The following is a 17,025-nucleotide window of genomic DNA, read 5'->3' on the forward strand; positions in this document are numbered from 1 at the left end:
CGGTCGCTCGCGTGCCACTACGGGCGGGTCCGCTACTCCGGCCGCGACGTGAATCCGGGGGTGGCGCCCTCGGCCAGCTTGAGCCGGGTCCAGACGTTCATGTTGATGACGATCCCGATGATCTCGAGGATCTCCTCCGGCGAGAAGTGCTCGGCGAGCGCGTCGTGCCGGGCACCGAAACCGTCGGCGACGGTCGCGTCCGCGACGCGGGTGAGCGCCTCGGTGTAGGCGAGGGCGGCGCGGGCCGCGTCATCGTGGAAGTCCGTCTCCCACCAGGCGGTCAGAGTGTCGATCACCGGTCGGGGGACGCCGGCGTCGCGTGCCGCCTCGTAGTGAAGGTTGAGGCAGTAGGTGCAGTTGTTGATCTGGGATACCCGCAGACGCAGGAGCTGGGCGAGCCGGCGCTCGATGCGCAAGTGGGCCTTGTAGCCGAAGGTGTCGGCGCCGTGGCGGGCGAGTTCGGCCAAATCCTCGTTGGCGGAGCTGTCGACCCGCCGGTTGGTGGTGGTCACGTCGCTCATCTCGGTACTCCTTCCGGCATCGGTGAGCTCCCAGCGAAGGTACCCAGACACGTTGTTGGACTCTGTAGTCCGGATCAAGGTGCGGTACAGGCTGAGGTAAACCGGAGTTATTCGGCGGCCCGCGCCAATATCCGGAGGCCAGCCTGCCGCGTCCGCCATCGGAGCCGTACGGCATCACGGTGTGCCCATCGACCGCATTCGTGCGGCGAGTTCAGGTCCGTTCAGATCAAGCTCGCGTACGTGGCAAGCAAAGTGGACTTGACCGACCAGTTCTTCTGTGGCCAGGTTCGGGCGCCTGGTGAGGGCGATCGTGATGACGGACGAGGCCGCGGGAACGGCCGGGATGCGCGCTGGGCAATGACACTCGGGGCTGTCGGCGGTCCAGTGGGTGTCGGCCTCACCGACTGGACCCGCGACGGCACCTTGGCTGAGGCGATCGCGGTCGGGGCACCGTCCCACCGCCGAATGATCCGATCTGGATGACCGAGGGGCATCGTCAACGCCGAAGGAAGCCGCACCTAGGCCGGTAGCCTTGCCTGCGTGACCGGGCCAGAGAGTGCCGAAAAGGGGCGGAGGCTGACCCGCCGCGGCGCGGCGACAAGGCGGCGCATCGTCGCCGCCGCAGCCGAGCTCATGTACATGAAAGGGGTCAGCGCGACCACTCTGGACGAGGTCCGCGCCGCGAGCGGCACGAGCAAATCTCAGCTCTACAACCATTTCGCCGACAAGGAAGAACTGGTCCGCGCCGTAGTCCTGCTCCGCGCGCAAGAGATTATGGAGCGCGAGCACGCGGCGCTGCAGCGCCTCAGGTCGTTCAATGGCCTGGTCCGGTGGAGGGACGCACTCGTCCAGCGCAATTCGCTGCAGAAAGGCGCGTACGGCTGCATCCTCGGTTCTCTCGCCGCGGAGGTCTCCGACCAGGACGAAGTCGCCCGCTCAACGCTGGCGGAGACTTTCGACCAGTGGGAAAAGCTCATCGAGACCGGGCTGCGTCGCATGCAGGACGCCGGGACACTCGCCTCCGAAGCCGACCCCCGGAAGCTCGCGGTCGGGCTGATGGCGGCGCTGCAAGGGGGCTACCTGCTGGCCCAGACCGCCCACGACGTCACGCCCATGGAGATCGCGCTCGACATGGCGCTCGACCATGTCCGGATGTTTCTTTCGACTTGATGCGTCTGCACCTGGGTCGCCAGACCGACCGCCCTACGCCGTAAGCCCTGAACTCGACGACGCCGCCCTGTCACCTCGCCACATGCCTCAGGCGGGCGGACGCGAGCTCCGGAATGGTGGATGGTGTCGGATCGGGGCGGGGGTGCGTTCGTACCAGGAGTGAGACGCCGACCGCGCTGCTGATCACGGCGCACCGCCATGCGTCGACCAGACCCGACTACCGACTTGGACAGGACGATGACCGATTCGACGGCGACCAGCGGAACCAGGCCCTTCCGATTCGGGGTCGTCGCCCCGATCACAGCGGACCTGCGGACGTGGCGAGACCAGGTGCACCGTATCGCCGACAGCGGCTACTCCACGCTGCTGATGCCCGACGTTCCACGATGGCAGCCGGCGCCGGCCCCTACGCTGGCCGTCGCGGCCAGCCTCACCGACCTGCGGGTCGGCTCCTGGGTGTACGCCTCACCGCTGCGTCCGGCGTGGAGCACCGCGTGGGAGGCGCACTCGCTGTCGGTGCTCACCGAGGGTCGCTTCGAGCTGGGCATCGGCACCGGCAGGCCCGGTATCGAGGACGAACTCCGCGAGCGGGGACTGCCCGTCCCACCACCGGCCGAGCGGTTGACCCAGGTGCGCGACACCGTGGCGGAGCTGCGGGAACTCGACGGTCCCGACGTGCACACGCCGGTCGTGGTGGCCGTGCGCGGGCCGAAGGCCCAGGCTCTGGCCGCCGAAGTCGCGGACACGGTCGCGTTCGCGCTGATGCCGGGAGACGATCGGGCCGCGATCACCCGCGTGGTGCGCGGCTTCCGCGCCCTCGCCGCCCGGGACGTCGAACTGGCGCAGCACGTGGCGGTGGTCGGCGACGCCGTCGCGCCGTTCATGGCGTCGCCCGACACCGACCCTGCGGCGCTTCGCGCGGTGGACTCGCTGGCAGTGCTGCCGGACGACCCCGCGGCGGCCGCCGAGGAGGTCCAGCGCCGACGGGACGAACTCGGGATCTCCTACTTCGTCTTCGGCGCCGGCGCCGCCGAAACGCTCGCACCCGTCGTGGCCGGGCTCGCCGGACGCTAGGCGGGTCGACTGACACCGGCAAGTGGACAACCATCACGGAACAGCCTGATGAAATCACTCCCCCGACGACCGCAGGTAGGCCATCAGGGCCTTCCCGCGCGGCGACAGGCGGTAGCCGGTCTCCAGGCTTTCGGTGAGGCCCAGGGCCTTAAGGCGGCGGACGTCGGACTTGAACGGGAGCTTGTCCCGGTCAAGGCGTTCGGCCAGGTCCATGGCGCGCAGGCCGGGGTGTTCCTCGATGAGCCGGAGGACCTCGCGGGTCCAGGGGGCGCGGCGGCTGCGGGCGTCGACGGCGTCCAGCTCGGCCTTGAGGCCGGCCAGTTCCCGGTCGGTCAGGTCGGCGTCCGCGGCCAGTTCCGAGCGGGGGTCGGGGCCGCCCAGGTGGAGCATGACGCGGTGGTAGCCGCCCTCCTTGCGGCTCTTGGACAGGGCGGTGAGCAGCGCCTCGCGGTCCTGGAACCCCGAGCGCAGCGCGTCCTCCTCGGTGATCTCCTCGGGGGTGACGGGCGTGACCGAGTCGATCACGACGATCCCCGCCCAGGTGCGCTGGGTGCTGCCCGCGCGCACCCGGGGTTGTGCCCACACCCGGAACACCCGGTCGATCCGCCCGCCCGCGATCCCCTCAAGGACCTCCCGCCTGAACAGCATCGTTCCTCCCGCTGGTACGCCCGCCTCATGGAGATGCCCGGTTTCGGCATGCCGCCACCCACCGGTGCCCAGCCTCGGGTATCCGCGCAGCATTACCGGCTCACACCCCATGGAGGGCGGGTCCCGCAGCGCCTACGCTGACACCATGACGGACGACGCGGACCGTCCCGCCCGGGTCGAGGACGTGCACGAACTCGCGCTCGCCATGCCGCATGTCACCATCTACCCCGGCACCGAGGACAAGCCCGTCTACCAGGTCGGCGGGAAGTCGTTCGTCTTCTTCCGGAACCCGCGGCCGGACGCCGTCGATCCCGTGAGCGGCGAACGGTACCAGGACGTGATCGTTTTCTGGGTTCCGTCCGAAGAGGACAAGCAGGCCCTCGTGCAGGACCAGTCGTCGCCGTTCTTCACCACCCCGCATTTCAACGGCCACCGGTCCGTGCTGCTGCGGGGAAGCCGCGTCGGCGAGCTCAGCCGCGGCGAACTGGCGGAAGTCGTCCAGGACGCGTGGCTCTCGCGCGCGTCGAAACGCCGTGCGGCGGAATGGCTCAAGGCCCATCCGCCGGCGTGACCGCCGTCACCGGCGGTGCTGAGCCGGGACGCGACGTCCCGGTACGGGCACCGGCGCCGGGGCAGAATGCCAGGCATGACTCAGACTGTGGATCTCGCCGGGGGCACCGCACTGCCGTTGATCGGCTTCGGGACGTGGCAGCTGCGGCCCAAGGCGGCGTACGAGTCGGTGCGTGCGGCGCTGGAGATCGGTTACCGGCATGTCGACACGGCGACGCTGTACAAGAACGAGGCGGACGTCGGCCGGGCGGTGAAGGACAGCGGCCTCGACCGGGAGCAGGTCTTCATCACCACCAAGCTGCGCCCGCAGGACGCGCGCCACGCCCGCCGCACCCTGGAGTCGAGCCTCCGGCTGCTGGACACCGACTACGTGGACCTCTGGCTGATCCACTGGCCGACCGGCCGGGACGAGTTCATCTCGACATGGCAGGAGTTGCTGGCCGCCAAGGATGCCGGTCTGGCCCGCAATGTCGGGGTCAGCAACTACAGCCCGGCACAGATCGACATGCTGACCGACGCCACCGGGCGGCAGCCGTCCGTCAACCAGATCCCGTGGAGCCCGGCCCAGCACGACCCGGCCTTGCTGGACGAGCACCGCCGCCGCGGGATCGTCGTCGAGGGCTACAGCGGGCTGAAGAACACCGATCTGCGCGATCCGGTCATCACCGAGATCGCTCAGCGGTACGGGGCCACGCCCGCCCAGGTCGTCCTCCGCTGGCATCTGGAGCACGGCATCGTGATCCTGCCCAGGTCTTCGCGCCGCGAGCACATCGCCGCCAACTTCGACCTGGACGGCATCGCCCTCACCAAGGAGGACGTCGCCGCGATCGACTCGCTCGCATGATCCGGCGGCCGGCCGGAGGCGAGTAGGCCCCGCCTTCCCCGCACGGCATCACTTCTGCGCCGCTTCGTCGTGCTCGGGGTCGAGGAGGGCCCAGATCTCGGCGAGGGCGCGGAGGTGGTCGTCGGTCAGGCGGCCGAAGAACAGTTCGCGCAGATCTTCGTGATGCCGGCGCCGTGCCCGGCGCGTCAGCGCCCGTCCCTCGCTCGTCAGGGTCGCCTCGAAACCGCGGCCGTCGACGGCCGACCGGTGCCGTTCGATCAGCCCCCGGCTCTGCAGGCGGTCGGCGAGGCGCGTGAACCCGCCGCTGGACATCAGGCGGCGCTGGGCGAGCTCCGTCATGCGCATGCCGCCCGGCCCCGCCTCGTAGAGCAGGGACAGGACGCTGTACTCGGCCATGCTCACGTTCAACGTCGCGAGGCCCGCCTCCAGCGCGCGCCAGAGCCGGTCGTGAGTCAGCAGGAACCCCCGCCAGGCCTCCTGCTCAAGGTCTCGCAGACCCTCGGTCGCCATAGGCCGCACCGTATCCGGATGCCATCGCCCCGACCAACCGGAAATATTTGCCTGCGCAGACAAGTTGTTGCGGAGACGCCGGGGCACGACCGCTCCGGACCGGCCGCACCGCCGAGGCCGGCGGCGGGCCGGCGACAGAGAGGACCGGACATGGCATTCGAGATCGGCATCATGACGTTCGGCGAGATCACGGAGGACCCCGTCACCGGCGCCGTGCCGTCCCCGCGGCAGCGCGCCCGCGAGACCATCGAGCAGGCGGAGGTCGCCGACCAGGCCGGGCTGGACGTGTTCGGCGTCGGCGAGCACCACCGCGGCGACTTCGTCGGGTCCGCCCCGTCCATCCTGCTGGCGGCCGCGGCGGAGCGGACGGAGAACATCCGGCTGACGAGCTCGGTCACCGTGCTCGGCTCGGAGGACCCGGTCCGCGTCTGGGAGCAGTTCGCGACGATCGACCTGCTGTCGGCCGGGCGCGCCGAGATCATCGCGGGGCGCGGCTCCTACACCGAGTCCTTCCCGCTCTTCGGCTACGACCTCCGCGACTACGGGGACCTCTTCCGCGAGAAGCTCGACCTCCTGCTCAAGATCCGCGAGCAGAACCCGCTCACCTGGCAGGGGCGGTTCCGCCCCGCCCTGGTCGACGCCGACATCGCGCCCCGCGCCGACGGCGAGACCATCCCGATCTGGGTGGGCGTCGGCGGGTCGCCGGCGTCCGCGATCAGCACCGGACGGCTCGGCCTGCCCATGGCGCTCGCGCTGCTGCTGGGGCCGCTGACCTTCCACGAGCAGACCGTCGACCTCTACCGGCAGTCGGCCGCGGAGGCGGGGCACGACCCGCACGCGCTCCCGATCAGCATCAACGTGCACGGGTACGTCGGGCGCACCAGCCGGCAGGCGAGGGACGTCATGTACCCCTACTTCGCGAAGGGCATGGCGGAGAACAACCACCAGCGGGGCAAGGGGCTCCTCATTCCCCGGGCCGCCTTCGACGCGCAGGCGTCGCCGAGGGCCGGCCTGCTGGTCGGGAGCCCGCAGGAGATCATCGACAAGCTGCTCACCTACCACGAGCTGTACGGCGTGACCCGCGCCATCATCCAGATGGGCTTCGGCGGGATGCCGCAGAAGGAGCACCTGGAGGCGATCGAGCGGCTCGGCACCGAAGTGGCGCCGGTCGTGCGCCGCGAAATCGCTTCGCGCGAAAGGAGCGCGGCATGACCACGGCAGCGGCGATCGAAAGGGACGCGCACATGGACGCGCACATGGACGGGGCGGTGCTACGGGTCGTCGTCGTCAACGGCAGCCCGAGCCGCCCGTCCAAGACAATGGGGCTCGTGGACGTCGTCCTCGACACGCTGGAAAAGATGCTCCCGATCGAGACGTCCCGGATCGACGTGTACGGCCTCGGGCCGGGATTCACCGGGGCGACCGAGCGCGACGGCGTCCCGCCCGAGATCGAAGCCGCGCTCCGGCTCGCCGAGGAGGCCGATTTCCTGATCGCGGCGGCACCGGTGTTCCGCGGCTCCTACCCCGGCATGTTCAAGCACTTCTTCGACCTCATCGACCAGTACGCGCTCGCCAACAAGCCCGTCCTGCTCGCCGCGACGGGCGGCGGCGACCACCACGCGCTCGTCCTGGAGCACGCCATGCGCCCGCTCTTCGGCTTCTTCCAGGCCCTGACCGTCCCGGTCGCGGTCTTCGCGTCCGCAGGCGACTTCGACGGGACGATGCTGCTCAACCCGCGTGTCTACGGCCGCATCCAGACGGGCCTGACGGACGTGGCGGACCTCCTCCGGAGCCGCGCGACCGGCGTCCGCACAACCCCCGGCGGCGGGTGACGGCGGGAAGTAGCCTTGGCCGGTGTTCTCGGCTCAAGGTCCTTCCCTGCGCGAACTGGCGATCCAGGCGTTGTCATCGGTCGAGCACGGCTACGACCTGCTCGCGCCGAAGTTCGACCACACGCCGTTCCGCACGCCCGACGGCGTTCTCGACGCGACCGCCGAGGCGTTGCGTCCGCTCGGGCCGTTCGGTGACGGGCTGGACGTGTGCTGCGGCACCGGCGCCGGCACGCAGGTGCTCGCCTCCGCCTGCCGGGGACGGATCACCGGCGTCGACTTCAGCGCCGGCATGCTGGCCCGGGCGCGCACCGCGCACCCGGAGGCCGAATTGGTGCGGGCGGACGTCCGGGCCCTTCCTTTCGCCGGGGCTTTCGACCTCGCGGTCACGTTCGGCGCGCTCGGGCACCTGCTGCCCTCCGAACGGCCCGCGCTCTTCTCCGGCGTGCACCGCGCGCTGCGGCCCGGCGGCGTCTTCGCGTTCCCGATCGGCGCGCCCCCGCCCATCGGCTCGTTCTGGTACTGGGCCCTGCTCGGATTCGACGTGACCATGCGCATCCGGAACGCCGTGTGGCGCCCGCCGTTCGTCATGTACTACCGCACCTGCCCGCTGAGCGCGGTGCGCGACGACCTGGCGGCGGCCGGATTCACCGTGACGACGCGCCCTCTGGCAGCCCTCGGCCGACGTGAGGACGGCAGCCCGCGCTACCGGCTCGTCCTCGCCCGCAAATCCAACGCAGGCTCCGGTTAGGGTTCGAGGATGGTCAGTTTCCGGGTTGACGACGTAACTCCGGCCGAGGAGAAATTGCCTGTGCTGGCGGTCGGGGATTTGTTCCCGGACGCGCTGGTGTTCGGCGGAGATCCGGCAATGCCCGTACTGGAGAACGACGGGGTGCAGCCGCTCCTCAGCGCCGTGGGGCGGGCGTTCGCCGGGCACCGGCCCCTGGTTCTGTCGCCCGATGCGGTTTGGCTGACCATCATGCAGGGGCTGGCCCAGCACGTGCGGTTGAACTCCGAGGAACTGCGGCCGCGGCTGGTCGGCCACGCCGGGAAGAAACGGCTTTCCGTCGTCGTCGACGGGGCCATGCCCGCGGACGCCGATTCCTGGCAGGTCCTCGCGGAGGAGTTCGAGAAACTGCTCCTGGACGAGATCGGCCCTGCTGCGCCGTTCGAGTGCGACTTCTCCACCAGTACCCAGGTCGAGCGGATGGCCGGGCGGGTCGCGCTTCTGGACGTCTACTCGCCGTACTTCGCACTGTGGGTGACGTTCGTCTGCGGCATCCCGTCCATCACGCTGACCGGCACGGTCGAGGACTGGCGGAAGATCCGGGAGCGGGTGGACGCGGTCGCCGCGTTCGGGCTGGAGGCGTGGTGCCGGTCGCTGGCGCCCATCGCCGACCAGTTCGTCCGGGCCGCGCAGGGCGATGTCGACGTCGAGTTCTGGCGGCGCATCTACAGCCCGATCGACGCCTACGGCGGTGAGGTGATCACCGGGTGGGCGGCGCGGTTCTACCCGTACCTGGAGTCCGACGGCGAGGTCGGCATGCCGAACCCGCTGCTGGAGCTGCCGATCGACGAGCCGCGGGACGCGATGACCGAGCGCGGCTTCTACCACGGTCCGGGCATCCGCAGCGACGCCGTGCCGGCCGCCCTGTCGCGGGTGGTCGTCAATGTCAACGACCGGGCCGGCGGCGAGAACCGGGCCGTGGCCCTGCACGCGGGCCTGGTGGGCGTGGCGCAGGACGGCGGCGGCGCGCTGCGGCCGGCCGCCGGCTGGTACCTGGCCCCGGCGGCGGTCGAGATCGACGCCGTCGCCGACCGGATCGTGCGCGAGCACGACGCCGCCCCGGCCGAGGACTGGCGGTCGTTCCGCATGCCGGCCGACCTCGTGGCGCTCTACCGGCGCATCGGGCGGGCGACGCTGTTCGGCGGCGCGTGGCGGCTGCGTCCCGCGGACGGCCACCGGTACGTCTGGCGCGGGGAGGACCGCCGCTCGTTCGCGACGGTCATCGATCTCGCCGACGGCAGGAGCATCGCCGCCGCCGTGGACGAGGCCACGGGCACGACCCACTGGATCGCCTGCCGCGTCGAGGCGGACCCGTCGTCCTCGAAGCTCCGGCTGGTGGACGACCCGGCCGACGTCCCGGTGTACGGCGCGTCGCTCGCCCTGCTGCTGGACGCCGCCCTCGACTCCGGCGGCGACATCTCGCACCTGGAGACCGGCCGCCTCGACCAGCTGGACGCCCGAGGGCAGTGACGGGTCGGTCGGTGACCGGCTGACCGGGCACGGCTATACAGTCAGGTGCGTGCAAGAGGTCGAAGTCGATTTCGGAGCCGGGCCAAGGCGAATCGTGAAGTCGACTCGCGTGCTCGACCTCACTCCATGCGACGGCGGGCTCACCCCCTCCGAGGGGCCGATCGACTGGTCTCAGTTGGACAAGCTTCCGGAATGTCTCACCGTTCAGTGGTCCGGCCCCGAGCGCGGCATCATCGACGTGCTCGCCGCGCGTCCTGATATCCGATTCCTGTACTGGAGCGATGCCTCCGGTGACATCGACCTCACCGCGACCCACGTCGGGACGGTCCGGCTGGACGGCGATCGACTGCGCAGCATCCGCCTTCCAGAGTCGGTGACCTCGCTGCTCCTGCAGAGACCGCCGGCGACGCTGCGCGTCGACGCGCCCGATTCGGGCCGCGGGCTCGACCTGCGGTTCTTTCCGTACGGGCCGGACGTTGTCATACCGGACGGTCTGCGAGGCGTGTCCAAACTGTGGCTCTGGGTCGGAGGGGCCGTCTCCGCCAAGACCCTGGCAGAGCTGACCGGCCTGGAAGAGCTGACGATCACGTTCGGTGATCCACCCGGTGTCGCCACCGACCTCGACGTACTGCGCACATTCGAGCGCCTCCGCTCGCTGCAGCTCGATGACGCCTACGGCCTCGACCCGGAGGAGCTGCCGGACCAGCCGTCGCTGCGGCACATCGAACTCCAGGGAACCAGCCGGACGATCGCCGCCGCCGTCGAGGCGCGGTTCGGGGGCCGCGGAGTCGACGTGACGATCATCGGCGCCAAGTCGGAGGCGTGGCTGTCGGCCCACATGGACAACCCGTTCCGGGACTGGGTGAAGGACTCCGAAGCATTCGCTACGGCGGCATGCGAAGCCTTCGACCGCGCACGGCGAGCGATCGGGCCATCCGAAGATCGGGACGCCGCCGAACGGGCCCTGCATCGCTTCGTCGCCGACCTGAACGCGATCCAGTCCGAGTACGGCATGATCGAGACGGATTATCGCGAGCAGGCCTGGGATGCATACCGTGGCCTGGCCGAACGGGCCCACGTTCCCGTCCGGCAGGCCGGCCGGTGGTTCGACGAGGCCCGCCGTTTCTGACCTCTGCCGTGGCCGGTGAGGCCGGGCCGGATACGGGTTTCAGGCGCACGCTTCGAGGATCGCGGTGGTCACCGCGTCCGGTTCGGAGACGGCCAGGGCGTGGGAGGCGCCGGGGATCTCCTGGGTGCCGCGGGACGAGGCGCGGTCGGCCATGAAGTGCATCAGGGCGGCCGGGATGTTGCGGTCCTCGGAGCCGAACACGAACCAGGACGGGATGGTGCGCCACGCCGGCTCGTCCACGGAGAGTCCTCCGGTCAGCGCGCGTTCCGTCACCGGGCGCTGGGTGGCGGCCATCAGGGCGGCCTCGTCCGCGTCCAGGTCGGCACAGAACTGGGCGTGGAACTTGTCCGAAGCGATCCGGAGTTCGTTGCCGCCATCGGTGAGCGGGTAGCCGTCCAGTGCCGCACCGAGCGTGCTGCCCTCGAACTTCTCCGACAGCATGAACGCGGTCTCGTCCGTGTCGGGTGCGAAGCCCGCGACGTAGACGAGGGCCTGGACGGCCGGGAGCCCGGCGGCCGCCTCGGTGATGACCATGCCCCCGTAGGAGTGCGCGGCCAGGACGACCGGACGGTTCAGGCCCGCGACCACGTCGCGGACGTAGGTGCCGTCGCCGGGGACGCTGCGCAGCGGGTTGCCGGCCGCGACGGCGTCGTATCCGCGATCGTTCAGGCGCTCGATGACGCCGTTCCAGCTCGCCGACTCCGCGAAGGCGCCGTGCACGAGGACGATGGTGGGACGGTCGGTGCTCATGGGTTCGCCTTTCCGAGGGCGGTCTTGAGGACATCGATGGCCTGGGCGGTGGCGGCCCGCGCGGCATGGGTGTCGCGGACGGTGTTGAGCATCATGAAGTCGTGCAGGATGCCGTTGTAGCGGACGCTGGTGGTCGGGACGCCGGCCTCGGTGAGCCGGCGGGCGTACGCCTCGCCCTCGTCGCGCAGCACGTCGTTCTCGTCCACGATGATGAAGGCGGGCGGGAGTCCGCGCAGGTCGTCCAGTGTGGCGCGCAGCGGTGAGGCGGTGACCTCGGTCCGCTGGACGGGGTCCGGGGCGTAGGCGTCCCAGAACCACGCCATCGCATTGGCGGTCAGGTACGGGCCGCCGGCGAACTCGCGGTAGCTGCCGGTGTCCCGCCCGGCATCGGTCACCGGGTAGTACATCGACTGGTGGACGAACCGGACGTCGCCGCGCCGCTTGGCCATGATCGCCAGCGCGGCGGTCATGTCGCCGCCGACCGAGTCGCCCGCGACGGCCAGCCGGGACGCGTCCAGGCCCTCGTCCGCCCCGGACCGGGTGATCCACTGCGCGGCGGCGTACGCCTGCTCGATCGCGACCGGGTAGCGGGCCTCGGGCGAACGGTCGTACTCCACGAACACGACCGCCGCGTTCGCCCCGGCCGCCAGTTCGCGGACGAGCCGGTCGTGGGTGCCCGCGTTGCCCAGCACCCAGCCGCCGCCGTGCACGTACAGCACCACCGGCAGCGGGCCGGACGTCCCGGTGGGTTTGACGACGCGCACCCGGACGTCCCCCACGTCCGCCGGCACGGTGATCCACTTTTCGTCCACCTCGGGCAGCGGCACCGGTGCGGCCTGCAGGTCGTCCAGGACCTTGCGGGCCTCGTCCACGGGCAGCTCGTAGATGAACGGCGGCTTGGACGTCACGTCGGCGAAGTCCCTCGCAGCCGGTTCCAGAATGTGGTTGCTCATGCCGACAACTGTCGTCGGGCGAAAGCCCCTGGGGACCAGGGTGGGGCACGGGCCTTGTCCCTAGCGGACGGGGCCTGGGATCAGGCCCGGCCCGTGGCGGAGGTGCGCTGGAGTTGCCTCCGCGAGGTGATCCCGAGCTTGCCGAACGTCTTGCGCAGGTGCCATTCGACGGTGCGCGGGCTGATGAAGAGCCGTGCCCCGATCTCGGGGTTGGTCAGCCCTTCCCGGACGAGCCGGACGATCTGGGCTTCCTGCGGGGTCAGCTCACCGGCGGTCTCGACGGCACGTTTGCGGACGTGCTCACCGGTGGCCCGCAGTTCGGTCGCGGCCCGTCCAGCGAAGGCCTCCATGCCCATCGCGGTGAACGACTCGTAGGCGGCGCGCAACTGCTCGCGGGCGGACCGCTGGCGGCGCCGCCGCCGCAGCCACTCCCCGTACAGCAGGTGGGCCCGGCCGAGTTCACCGGGGACGCCGGCGCGCCCGAGCCGGTCGATCGCCTCCCGGTAGTGATCCTCGGCGGCGGCGCCGTCGCTCATGAGCGCCCGGCACCGGGCGTGGACGCCCAGCGCCCAGTCCGTACCGGCCGGGACGGTCGCCTCGCCGAGGTGCCGGAGGGCGACGGCGGCGTCCCCGGGCCTCCCGGCGCGCGTCGCCGCCTCGACGTACTCGACCAGCGCCCACGGCCCGGTGCCGATGGCCGCCGGGCGGTCCTCACCGGCCTCCGGGACGGCGGCGAGCGCGTCCCGGTAGCGGCCGAGGCCGTTGCACAGCACGGCCTTCGCCCACGCGCCGACGGTGAGCGCGTTGCCCTCGCCCCGGCGCCGCGCCTCCGCCGCGACGGTCTTCATCAGCCCGGCGAACTCGGCGCCGCGGCCCTGCCACGCGGCGACGAGCAGGCCGCCGTAGGGCGGGACGGGGATCCCGATCGCCTCCGACACCGTCGCGACCTCCTCGACCAGCGAGGCGGCGGCGGCCAGCTCGCCGGCGAACACGGCCACGGCGACGTGCTGGGTGAGGGCGAAGGGCAGCGCGGCGGTCTGGCCGGACTCCCGGGCCAGCCGGACGTGCCTGGCCGCGAGCACCGACCAGGTCTCGTGGTCCCACAGCGTCGAGGCGGTCACGCCGGCCAGCCAGAGCCAGCGCAGGCCGTCCTCCTCCGGCAGGTCCGGGCGGCGGAAGACGCGCAGCGCGGGCTCCAGCATCGGCATCCCCGCGGCGAGGCCCTCGCTGATCCGCAGCGCCATGCCGTCGAGGAGGAGGTCGGCCGGCCGCGGGGCGCCCGGAGGCGGCGGCGCGGACCGGGCGGCCGCGGCCGTCTCCGCCTGACCCACGCCGTCGGCCAGCGGGCCCGCGAACAGCGCCGCGCTGATCGCTTCGAGGTAGGTGTCCCGGGCCGTCGGCACGTCGTGCGGTTCGAGCCGGCCGGCCGCCCTGAGCAGCAGGCGGGGCGCGTCGCGGCCCCGGTCGACGGCGAAGGCGATCTCGGCGCGCAGCAGGTCGACCTCGCCGCGCAGCCGCCGGTCGAGCGGCCTGACCTCGGCGACCGACAGCAGCCGCAGGGCGGCGTCGGGCGTGCCCGCCTGGTGCGCCGCCCACGCGGCGGACAGGGCTCGCTCCTGCCGCCGGACGGGATCGGGCGTCAGCTCCACCGCCCGCGTCAGGAACGCCGCCGCCGCGGCGAGCCCGCCGCGCGCCCGCGCCCGCCCGGCCGAGCGTTCGAGTTCGGCCGCGACGTCCTCGTCCGGGGCCGGCGCGCCCTGCGCCGCGTGCCAGGCGCGGCGGTCGGGGTCGGCGCGCTCATCGGTCACCTCCGCCAGGACGCGGTGGACGCCGCGGCGGTCCTCCGGTGACGCGGCCCAGTACACGGCGGAGCGGACCAGCGGGTGGCGGAACCGCACCCGGTCGCCGATCTCGACCAGCCCGGCGGCGATCGCGGGGGTCGCGGCCTGGATGCCGATCCCGAGCCGGTCGGCCGCCCGCCACAGCAGCACCGGCTCGCCGCCCGGTTCCGCGGCCGCGGCCAGCAGCAGCCGCCGCGCGGCCGGCGGCAGCCCCGCGACGCGCCGCTCGTAGATCTCCTGGATGCGGCCCGCGAGGGCGCCCGCGCCCGGCACCCCGAACCCGCCCGCGAGCTCGGCGCGCGTCGCCTCCTTCGGCAGCTCCAGCAGCGCGAGGGGGTTGCCGCGCGCCTCCGCGACGACCCGTTCGAGGACCCGCTCGTCCCACGGGCCGGGGACGACGGAGCGCAGCAGCGCCCGCGCCTCGTCGTCGTCCAGGCCGGCGACCGCCAGCTCCGGCAGCCCGGTCAGCTCGTCCGGCTCGTCCGGCTCCCGGACCGCGAAGACGATCGCGACCGACTCGGCCTCCAGCCGGCGGGCGGCGAACGCCAGCGCCTGCACCGAGGCGCGGTCGAGCCAGTGCGCGTCGTCCACCACGCAGGCCAGCGGCTGCTCGCGGGCGGCGTCGGCGAGCAGCCCGAGGACGGCGAGACCGACGAGGAACCGGTCGGGGGCGCGCCCGGCGCTCAGCCCCAGCGCGGCGCGCAGCGCCTCGCACTGCGGGTCGGGGAGGCGCTGGAACCGGTCCGACATCGGCGCGCACAGCTGGTGGAGGCCCGCGAAGGCCAGCTCCATCTCCGACTGCACCCCGGTGATGCGGACGACCCGGAACCCCGGCGCCCGGTCGACCAGGTACTCCAGCAGCGCCGTCTTCCCCACGCCCGCCTCGCCGCGGAGCGCCAGGGCCCGGCTCTCCCCGCTCCGGACGGCCTCCAGCAGCTCGTCCATCTCGGCGCACTCGCCGCGCCGGCCACGCAACACGGTCACCACCGCCACTCGATCAGCCGGCCCCCGGGCACCGCCGGACCGGCGCCCGCGTCGCGGCCCATGACGGCCGTGTACCGCCCCCTCACCGAATCACTCAGCCGGACCGCCTGCAATACCCGCCCATGACGACTTTGTGGGGATACGGCGACCTTTCCGTCCGCGATCCCGTGGCACAGGCATCCGGACTACGGCACCGTGCCCTCGCCGCTGAGGCGCCCACCCTCCCGGGCAGTCGGATCGGCACATAGCCCTGTCGGCGCCGTCCGGGCGGGGCGGGGGCGGGCAGGCCATGCCGGACGGGCGGGTGCCCGAGCCCGGCGGGTGGAACCGCATCTCGCTGACGGTGGACGACATCGAGGCCGAGGTCGCGCGGCTCACCGAGGCCGGGGCCGTGTTCCGGAACACGATCGTCGACGGGGTCGGCGGCAGGCAGGTGCTGGTGGACGACCCGTCCGGCAACCCCGTGGAGTTGTTCCAGTACAAGTAAGGCACGACATACCTGGTCGGCGTACGGGCACTAGTGGTTGGTGACATCCACCCCACGGCCGTGGACACGGGTGACCAGTGCCCTCACGGACCGGTTCGGCGGGAGGCGGCGTCCCCGCATCGTGCTGCTGCTGGCGTGCGTGCTCGCCCTCAACACCGCCGACACGGGGGTCGTCGGGGCGATCGTCCAGGAGCTGCGCCACTCGCTGGACATCGGGAACACGCAGGTCGGGGTGCTCACCGCGGCGCCGGCGGCGATCGGCGCGGTGGCGACGGTGCCGGTGGGGCATCTGACGGACCGGGTGGCGCGGGTGCCGCTGCTGGCGGGCAGCATCGTGCTGTGGAGCCTCGCCATGATCGTCGGGGGGATGGCCGGCTCGTACGAGTGGCTGCTGGTGTCGCGGGTGGCGCTGGGGGCGGTGACGGCGACGGCGGGGCCCACGGTCGCGTCGCTGATCGGCGACCTGTTCCCGCCCGAGGAGCGCGCCGCGACGTGGGGGCGGATCCTGGCCGGCGAGCTGGTCGGGGTCGGGTTCGGGCTGATCGCGGGCGGCAACATCGCCGCGTTCCTGAGCTGGCGGTTCGCGTTCTGGTTCGTGGCGGTGCTCGGGTTCGTGCTGGCCGTGCTGCTGTGGCGGATGCTGCCGGAGCCGGCGCGGGGCGCGCAGGCCGCCGCCGGGCGGGGGGAGGAGCTCGCGCAGCGGCAGGTGGACAGGTCGGGCGTGGAGGCGGATCCGCGGAACGTCCTGGACACCGATCCGGAGCGGATGCCGCTGCTGGAGGCCGCCCGGTACGTGCTCCGCATCCGCACCAACGTGATCATCATCGTGGCGTCGGCGATCGGCTACTTCTTCTTCGCGGGCCTGCGCACCTTCGCGATGGTGTTCGTCATGGAGCGCTACTCGATCAGCCGCGCCGAGCTGTCGGCGTTCATCCCGGTCATCGGGCTGGCCGCGCTCGCGGGGGTGCTCGCCGGCGGGCGGCTCGCCGACCGGCTGGTGGCGAAGGGCGTGGTCACCGCGCGGGTCGGCGTGCCGGGGGCCGCGTTCGCGGTGTCCGCGCTGCTGTTCGTCCCCGGCCTGCTGACGGGCGAGGCGGTCATCGCGCTGCCGCTGTTCACGCTCGCCGCGGCAGCGCTCGCCGCCGCGAACCCGCCGCTGGACGCGGTGCGGCTGGACGTCGTCCACTTCCGGCTGTGGGGGCGCGCGGAGGCCATCCGGACGATCGTGCGCATGGGCGCGGAGGCGGTGGCGCCCGTCCTGTTCGGCTGGCTGTCGGGCGCGCTGGACGGCGGCCGGGAGTCCGCGACCGGCCTGGACCGGGCGTTCCTGCTGGCGCTGCTGCCGCTGCTGCTCAACGGGCTGCTGCTGGTCCGGGCCCGGCACGGCTACCCGAAGGACGTCGCGTCGGCGCTGGAGTCCGAGCGCCGCTTCGCCGACGGGCGGCGGTGACTCTTACG

Annotated in this window: 17 protein-coding genes; 11 read left to right on the forward strand and 6 right to left on the reverse strand. The window is 72.2% G+C overall.

Annotation, left to right across the window (positions count from 1 at the left end):
* Window positions 1-32 precede the first annotated feature (32 nt).
* On the reverse strand, window positions 33-521 hold the full coding sequence (locus tag ACIWVC_RS11310) for a carboxymuconolactone decarboxylase family protein (protein ID WP_396445558.1): 489 nt from the start codon (window positions 519-521) through the stop codon (window positions 33-35).
* Between the two features lie 540 nt (window positions 522-1,061).
* Between ACIWVC_RS11310 and ACIWVC_RS11315 the strand changes: the two genes are divergently transcribed.
* Window positions 1,062-1,691: a TetR/AcrR family transcriptional regulator gene (locus ACIWVC_RS11315; protein WP_396445557.1), complete on the forward strand. Its 630-nt coding sequence runs from the start codon at window positions 1,062-1,064 to the stop codon at window positions 1,689-1,691.
* Window positions 1,692-1,928: 237 nt separating this feature from the next.
* Window positions 1,929-2,765 (forward strand): LLM class flavin-dependent oxidoreductase, encoded by an 837-nt coding sequence (locus ACIWVC_RS11320; protein WP_396445556.1) that lies wholly within the window; start codon window positions 1,929-1,931, stop codon window positions 2,763-2,765.
* Between the two features lie 54 nt (window positions 2,766-2,819).
* Here ACIWVC_RS11320 and ACIWVC_RS11325 read toward each other — a convergent pair whose 3' ends face one another.
* A complete protein-coding gene (locus ACIWVC_RS11325) occupies window positions 2,820-3,413 on the reverse strand; it encodes a hypothetical protein (protein WP_396445555.1) in 594 nt (197 codons plus the stop codon).
* Window positions 3,414-3,558: 145 nt separating this feature from the next.
* On the opposite strand from ACIWVC_RS11325, the gene ACIWVC_RS11330 reads away from it, so the two are divergent.
* Window positions 3,559-3,984, forward strand: a complete 426-nt coding sequence (locus ACIWVC_RS11330) for an MmcQ/YjbR family DNA-binding protein (protein ID WP_396445554.1) — start codon at window positions 3,559-3,561, stop codon at window positions 3,982-3,984.
* 75 nt (window positions 3,985-4,059) lie between these two features.
* Window positions 4,060-4,827 carry an aldo/keto reductase gene (locus ACIWVC_RS11335; RefSeq protein WP_396445553.1) on the forward strand — a complete coding sequence of 256 codons (768 nt, stop codon included), beginning with the start codon at window positions 4,060-4,062 and terminating at the stop codon, window positions 4,825-4,827.
* A 48-nt stretch (window positions 4,828-4,875) separates the two neighbouring features.
* On the opposite strand, the gene ACIWVC_RS11340 is transcribed toward ACIWVC_RS11335, so the two are convergent.
* Window positions 4,876-5,337: a MarR family winged helix-turn-helix transcriptional regulator gene (locus ACIWVC_RS11340; RefSeq protein ID WP_396445552.1), complete on the reverse strand. Its 462-nt coding sequence runs from the start codon at window positions 5,335-5,337 to the stop codon at window positions 4,876-4,878.
* A 150-nt stretch (window positions 5,338-5,487) separates the two neighbouring features.
* On the opposite strand from ACIWVC_RS11340, the gene ACIWVC_RS11345 reads away from it, so the two are divergent.
* From ACIWVC_RS11345 to ACIWVC_RS11365, 5 genes are all read left to right on the forward strand, one after another.
* Entirely contained in the window at window positions 5,488-6,549 is a 1,062-nt protein-coding gene (locus ACIWVC_RS11345) for an LLM class flavin-dependent oxidoreductase (protein ID WP_396454112.1), read from the forward strand.
* A complete protein-coding gene (locus ACIWVC_RS11350; protein ID WP_396445550.1) occupies window positions 6,546-7,169 on the forward strand; it encodes an NAD(P)H-dependent oxidoreductase in 624 nt (207 codons plus the stop codon). The genes ACIWVC_RS11345 and ACIWVC_RS11350 overlap by 4 nt, the downstream gene beginning before the upstream one ends.
* A gap of 22 nt (window positions 7,170-7,191) precedes the next feature.
* Complete coding sequence (locus ACIWVC_RS11355; protein WP_396445549.1) at window positions 7,192-7,917, forward strand: class I SAM-dependent methyltransferase; 726 nt, start codon at window positions 7,192-7,194, stop codon at window positions 7,915-7,917.
* A 117-nt stretch (window positions 7,918-8,034) separates the two neighbouring features.
* On the forward strand, window positions 8,035-9,423 hold the full coding sequence (locus tag ACIWVC_RS11360; protein ID WP_396445548.1) for a DUF4419 domain-containing protein: 1,389 nt from the start codon (window positions 8,035-8,037) through the stop codon (window positions 9,421-9,423).
* Between the two features lie 49 nt (window positions 9,424-9,472).
* Window positions 9,473-10,552: a hypothetical protein gene (locus tag ACIWVC_RS11365; RefSeq protein WP_396445547.1), complete on the forward strand. Its 1,080-nt coding sequence runs from the start codon at window positions 9,473-9,475 to the stop codon at window positions 10,550-10,552.
* A gap of 39 nt (window positions 10,553-10,591) precedes the next feature.
* Here the strand turns inward: ACIWVC_RS11365 and ACIWVC_RS11370 are convergent, their stop codons facing one another.
* The 3 genes from ACIWVC_RS11370 to ACIWVC_RS11380 form a co-directional block, all read right to left on the reverse strand.
* On the reverse strand, window positions 10,592-11,302 hold the full coding sequence (locus ACIWVC_RS11370; RefSeq protein WP_396445546.1) for an alpha/beta fold hydrolase: 711 nt from the start codon (window positions 11,300-11,302) through the stop codon (window positions 10,592-10,594).
* Window positions 11,299-12,255: an alpha/beta hydrolase gene (locus ACIWVC_RS11375; RefSeq protein WP_396445545.1), complete on the reverse strand. Its 957-nt coding sequence runs from the start codon at window positions 12,253-12,255 to the stop codon at window positions 11,299-11,301. The genes ACIWVC_RS11370 and ACIWVC_RS11375 overlap by 4 nt, the downstream gene beginning before the upstream one ends.
* A gap of 80 nt (window positions 12,256-12,335) precedes the next feature.
* The gene (locus ACIWVC_RS11380; protein WP_396445544.1) at window positions 12,336-15,080 is read right to left on the reverse strand and encodes an AAA family ATPase; all 2,745 of its coding nucleotides are present in this window, start codon (window positions 15,078-15,080) and stop codon (window positions 12,336-12,338) included.
* Between the two features lie 289 nt (window positions 15,081-15,369).
* Between ACIWVC_RS11380 and ACIWVC_RS11385 the strand changes: the two genes are divergently transcribed.
* Together ACIWVC_RS11385 and ACIWVC_RS11390 are read left to right on the forward strand one after the other, a co-directional pair.
* Complete coding sequence (locus ACIWVC_RS11385) at window positions 15,370-15,567, forward strand: VOC family protein (RefSeq protein WP_396445543.1); 198 nt, start codon at window positions 15,370-15,372, stop codon at window positions 15,565-15,567.
* 70 nt (window positions 15,568-15,637) lie between these two features.
* The gene (locus ACIWVC_RS11390; protein ID WP_396445542.1) at window positions 15,638-17,017 is read left to right on the forward strand and encodes an MFS transporter; all 1,380 of its coding nucleotides are present in this window, start codon (window positions 15,638-15,640) and stop codon (window positions 17,015-17,017) included.
* Window positions 17,018-17,025: the final 8 nt, after the last annotated feature.

It is taken from the genome of Actinomadura sp. (assembly GCF_044508335.1).
In the GTDB taxonomy this organism is placed as follows: Bacteria; Actinomycetota; Actinomycetes; order Streptosporangiales; family Streptosporangiaceae; genus Spirillospora.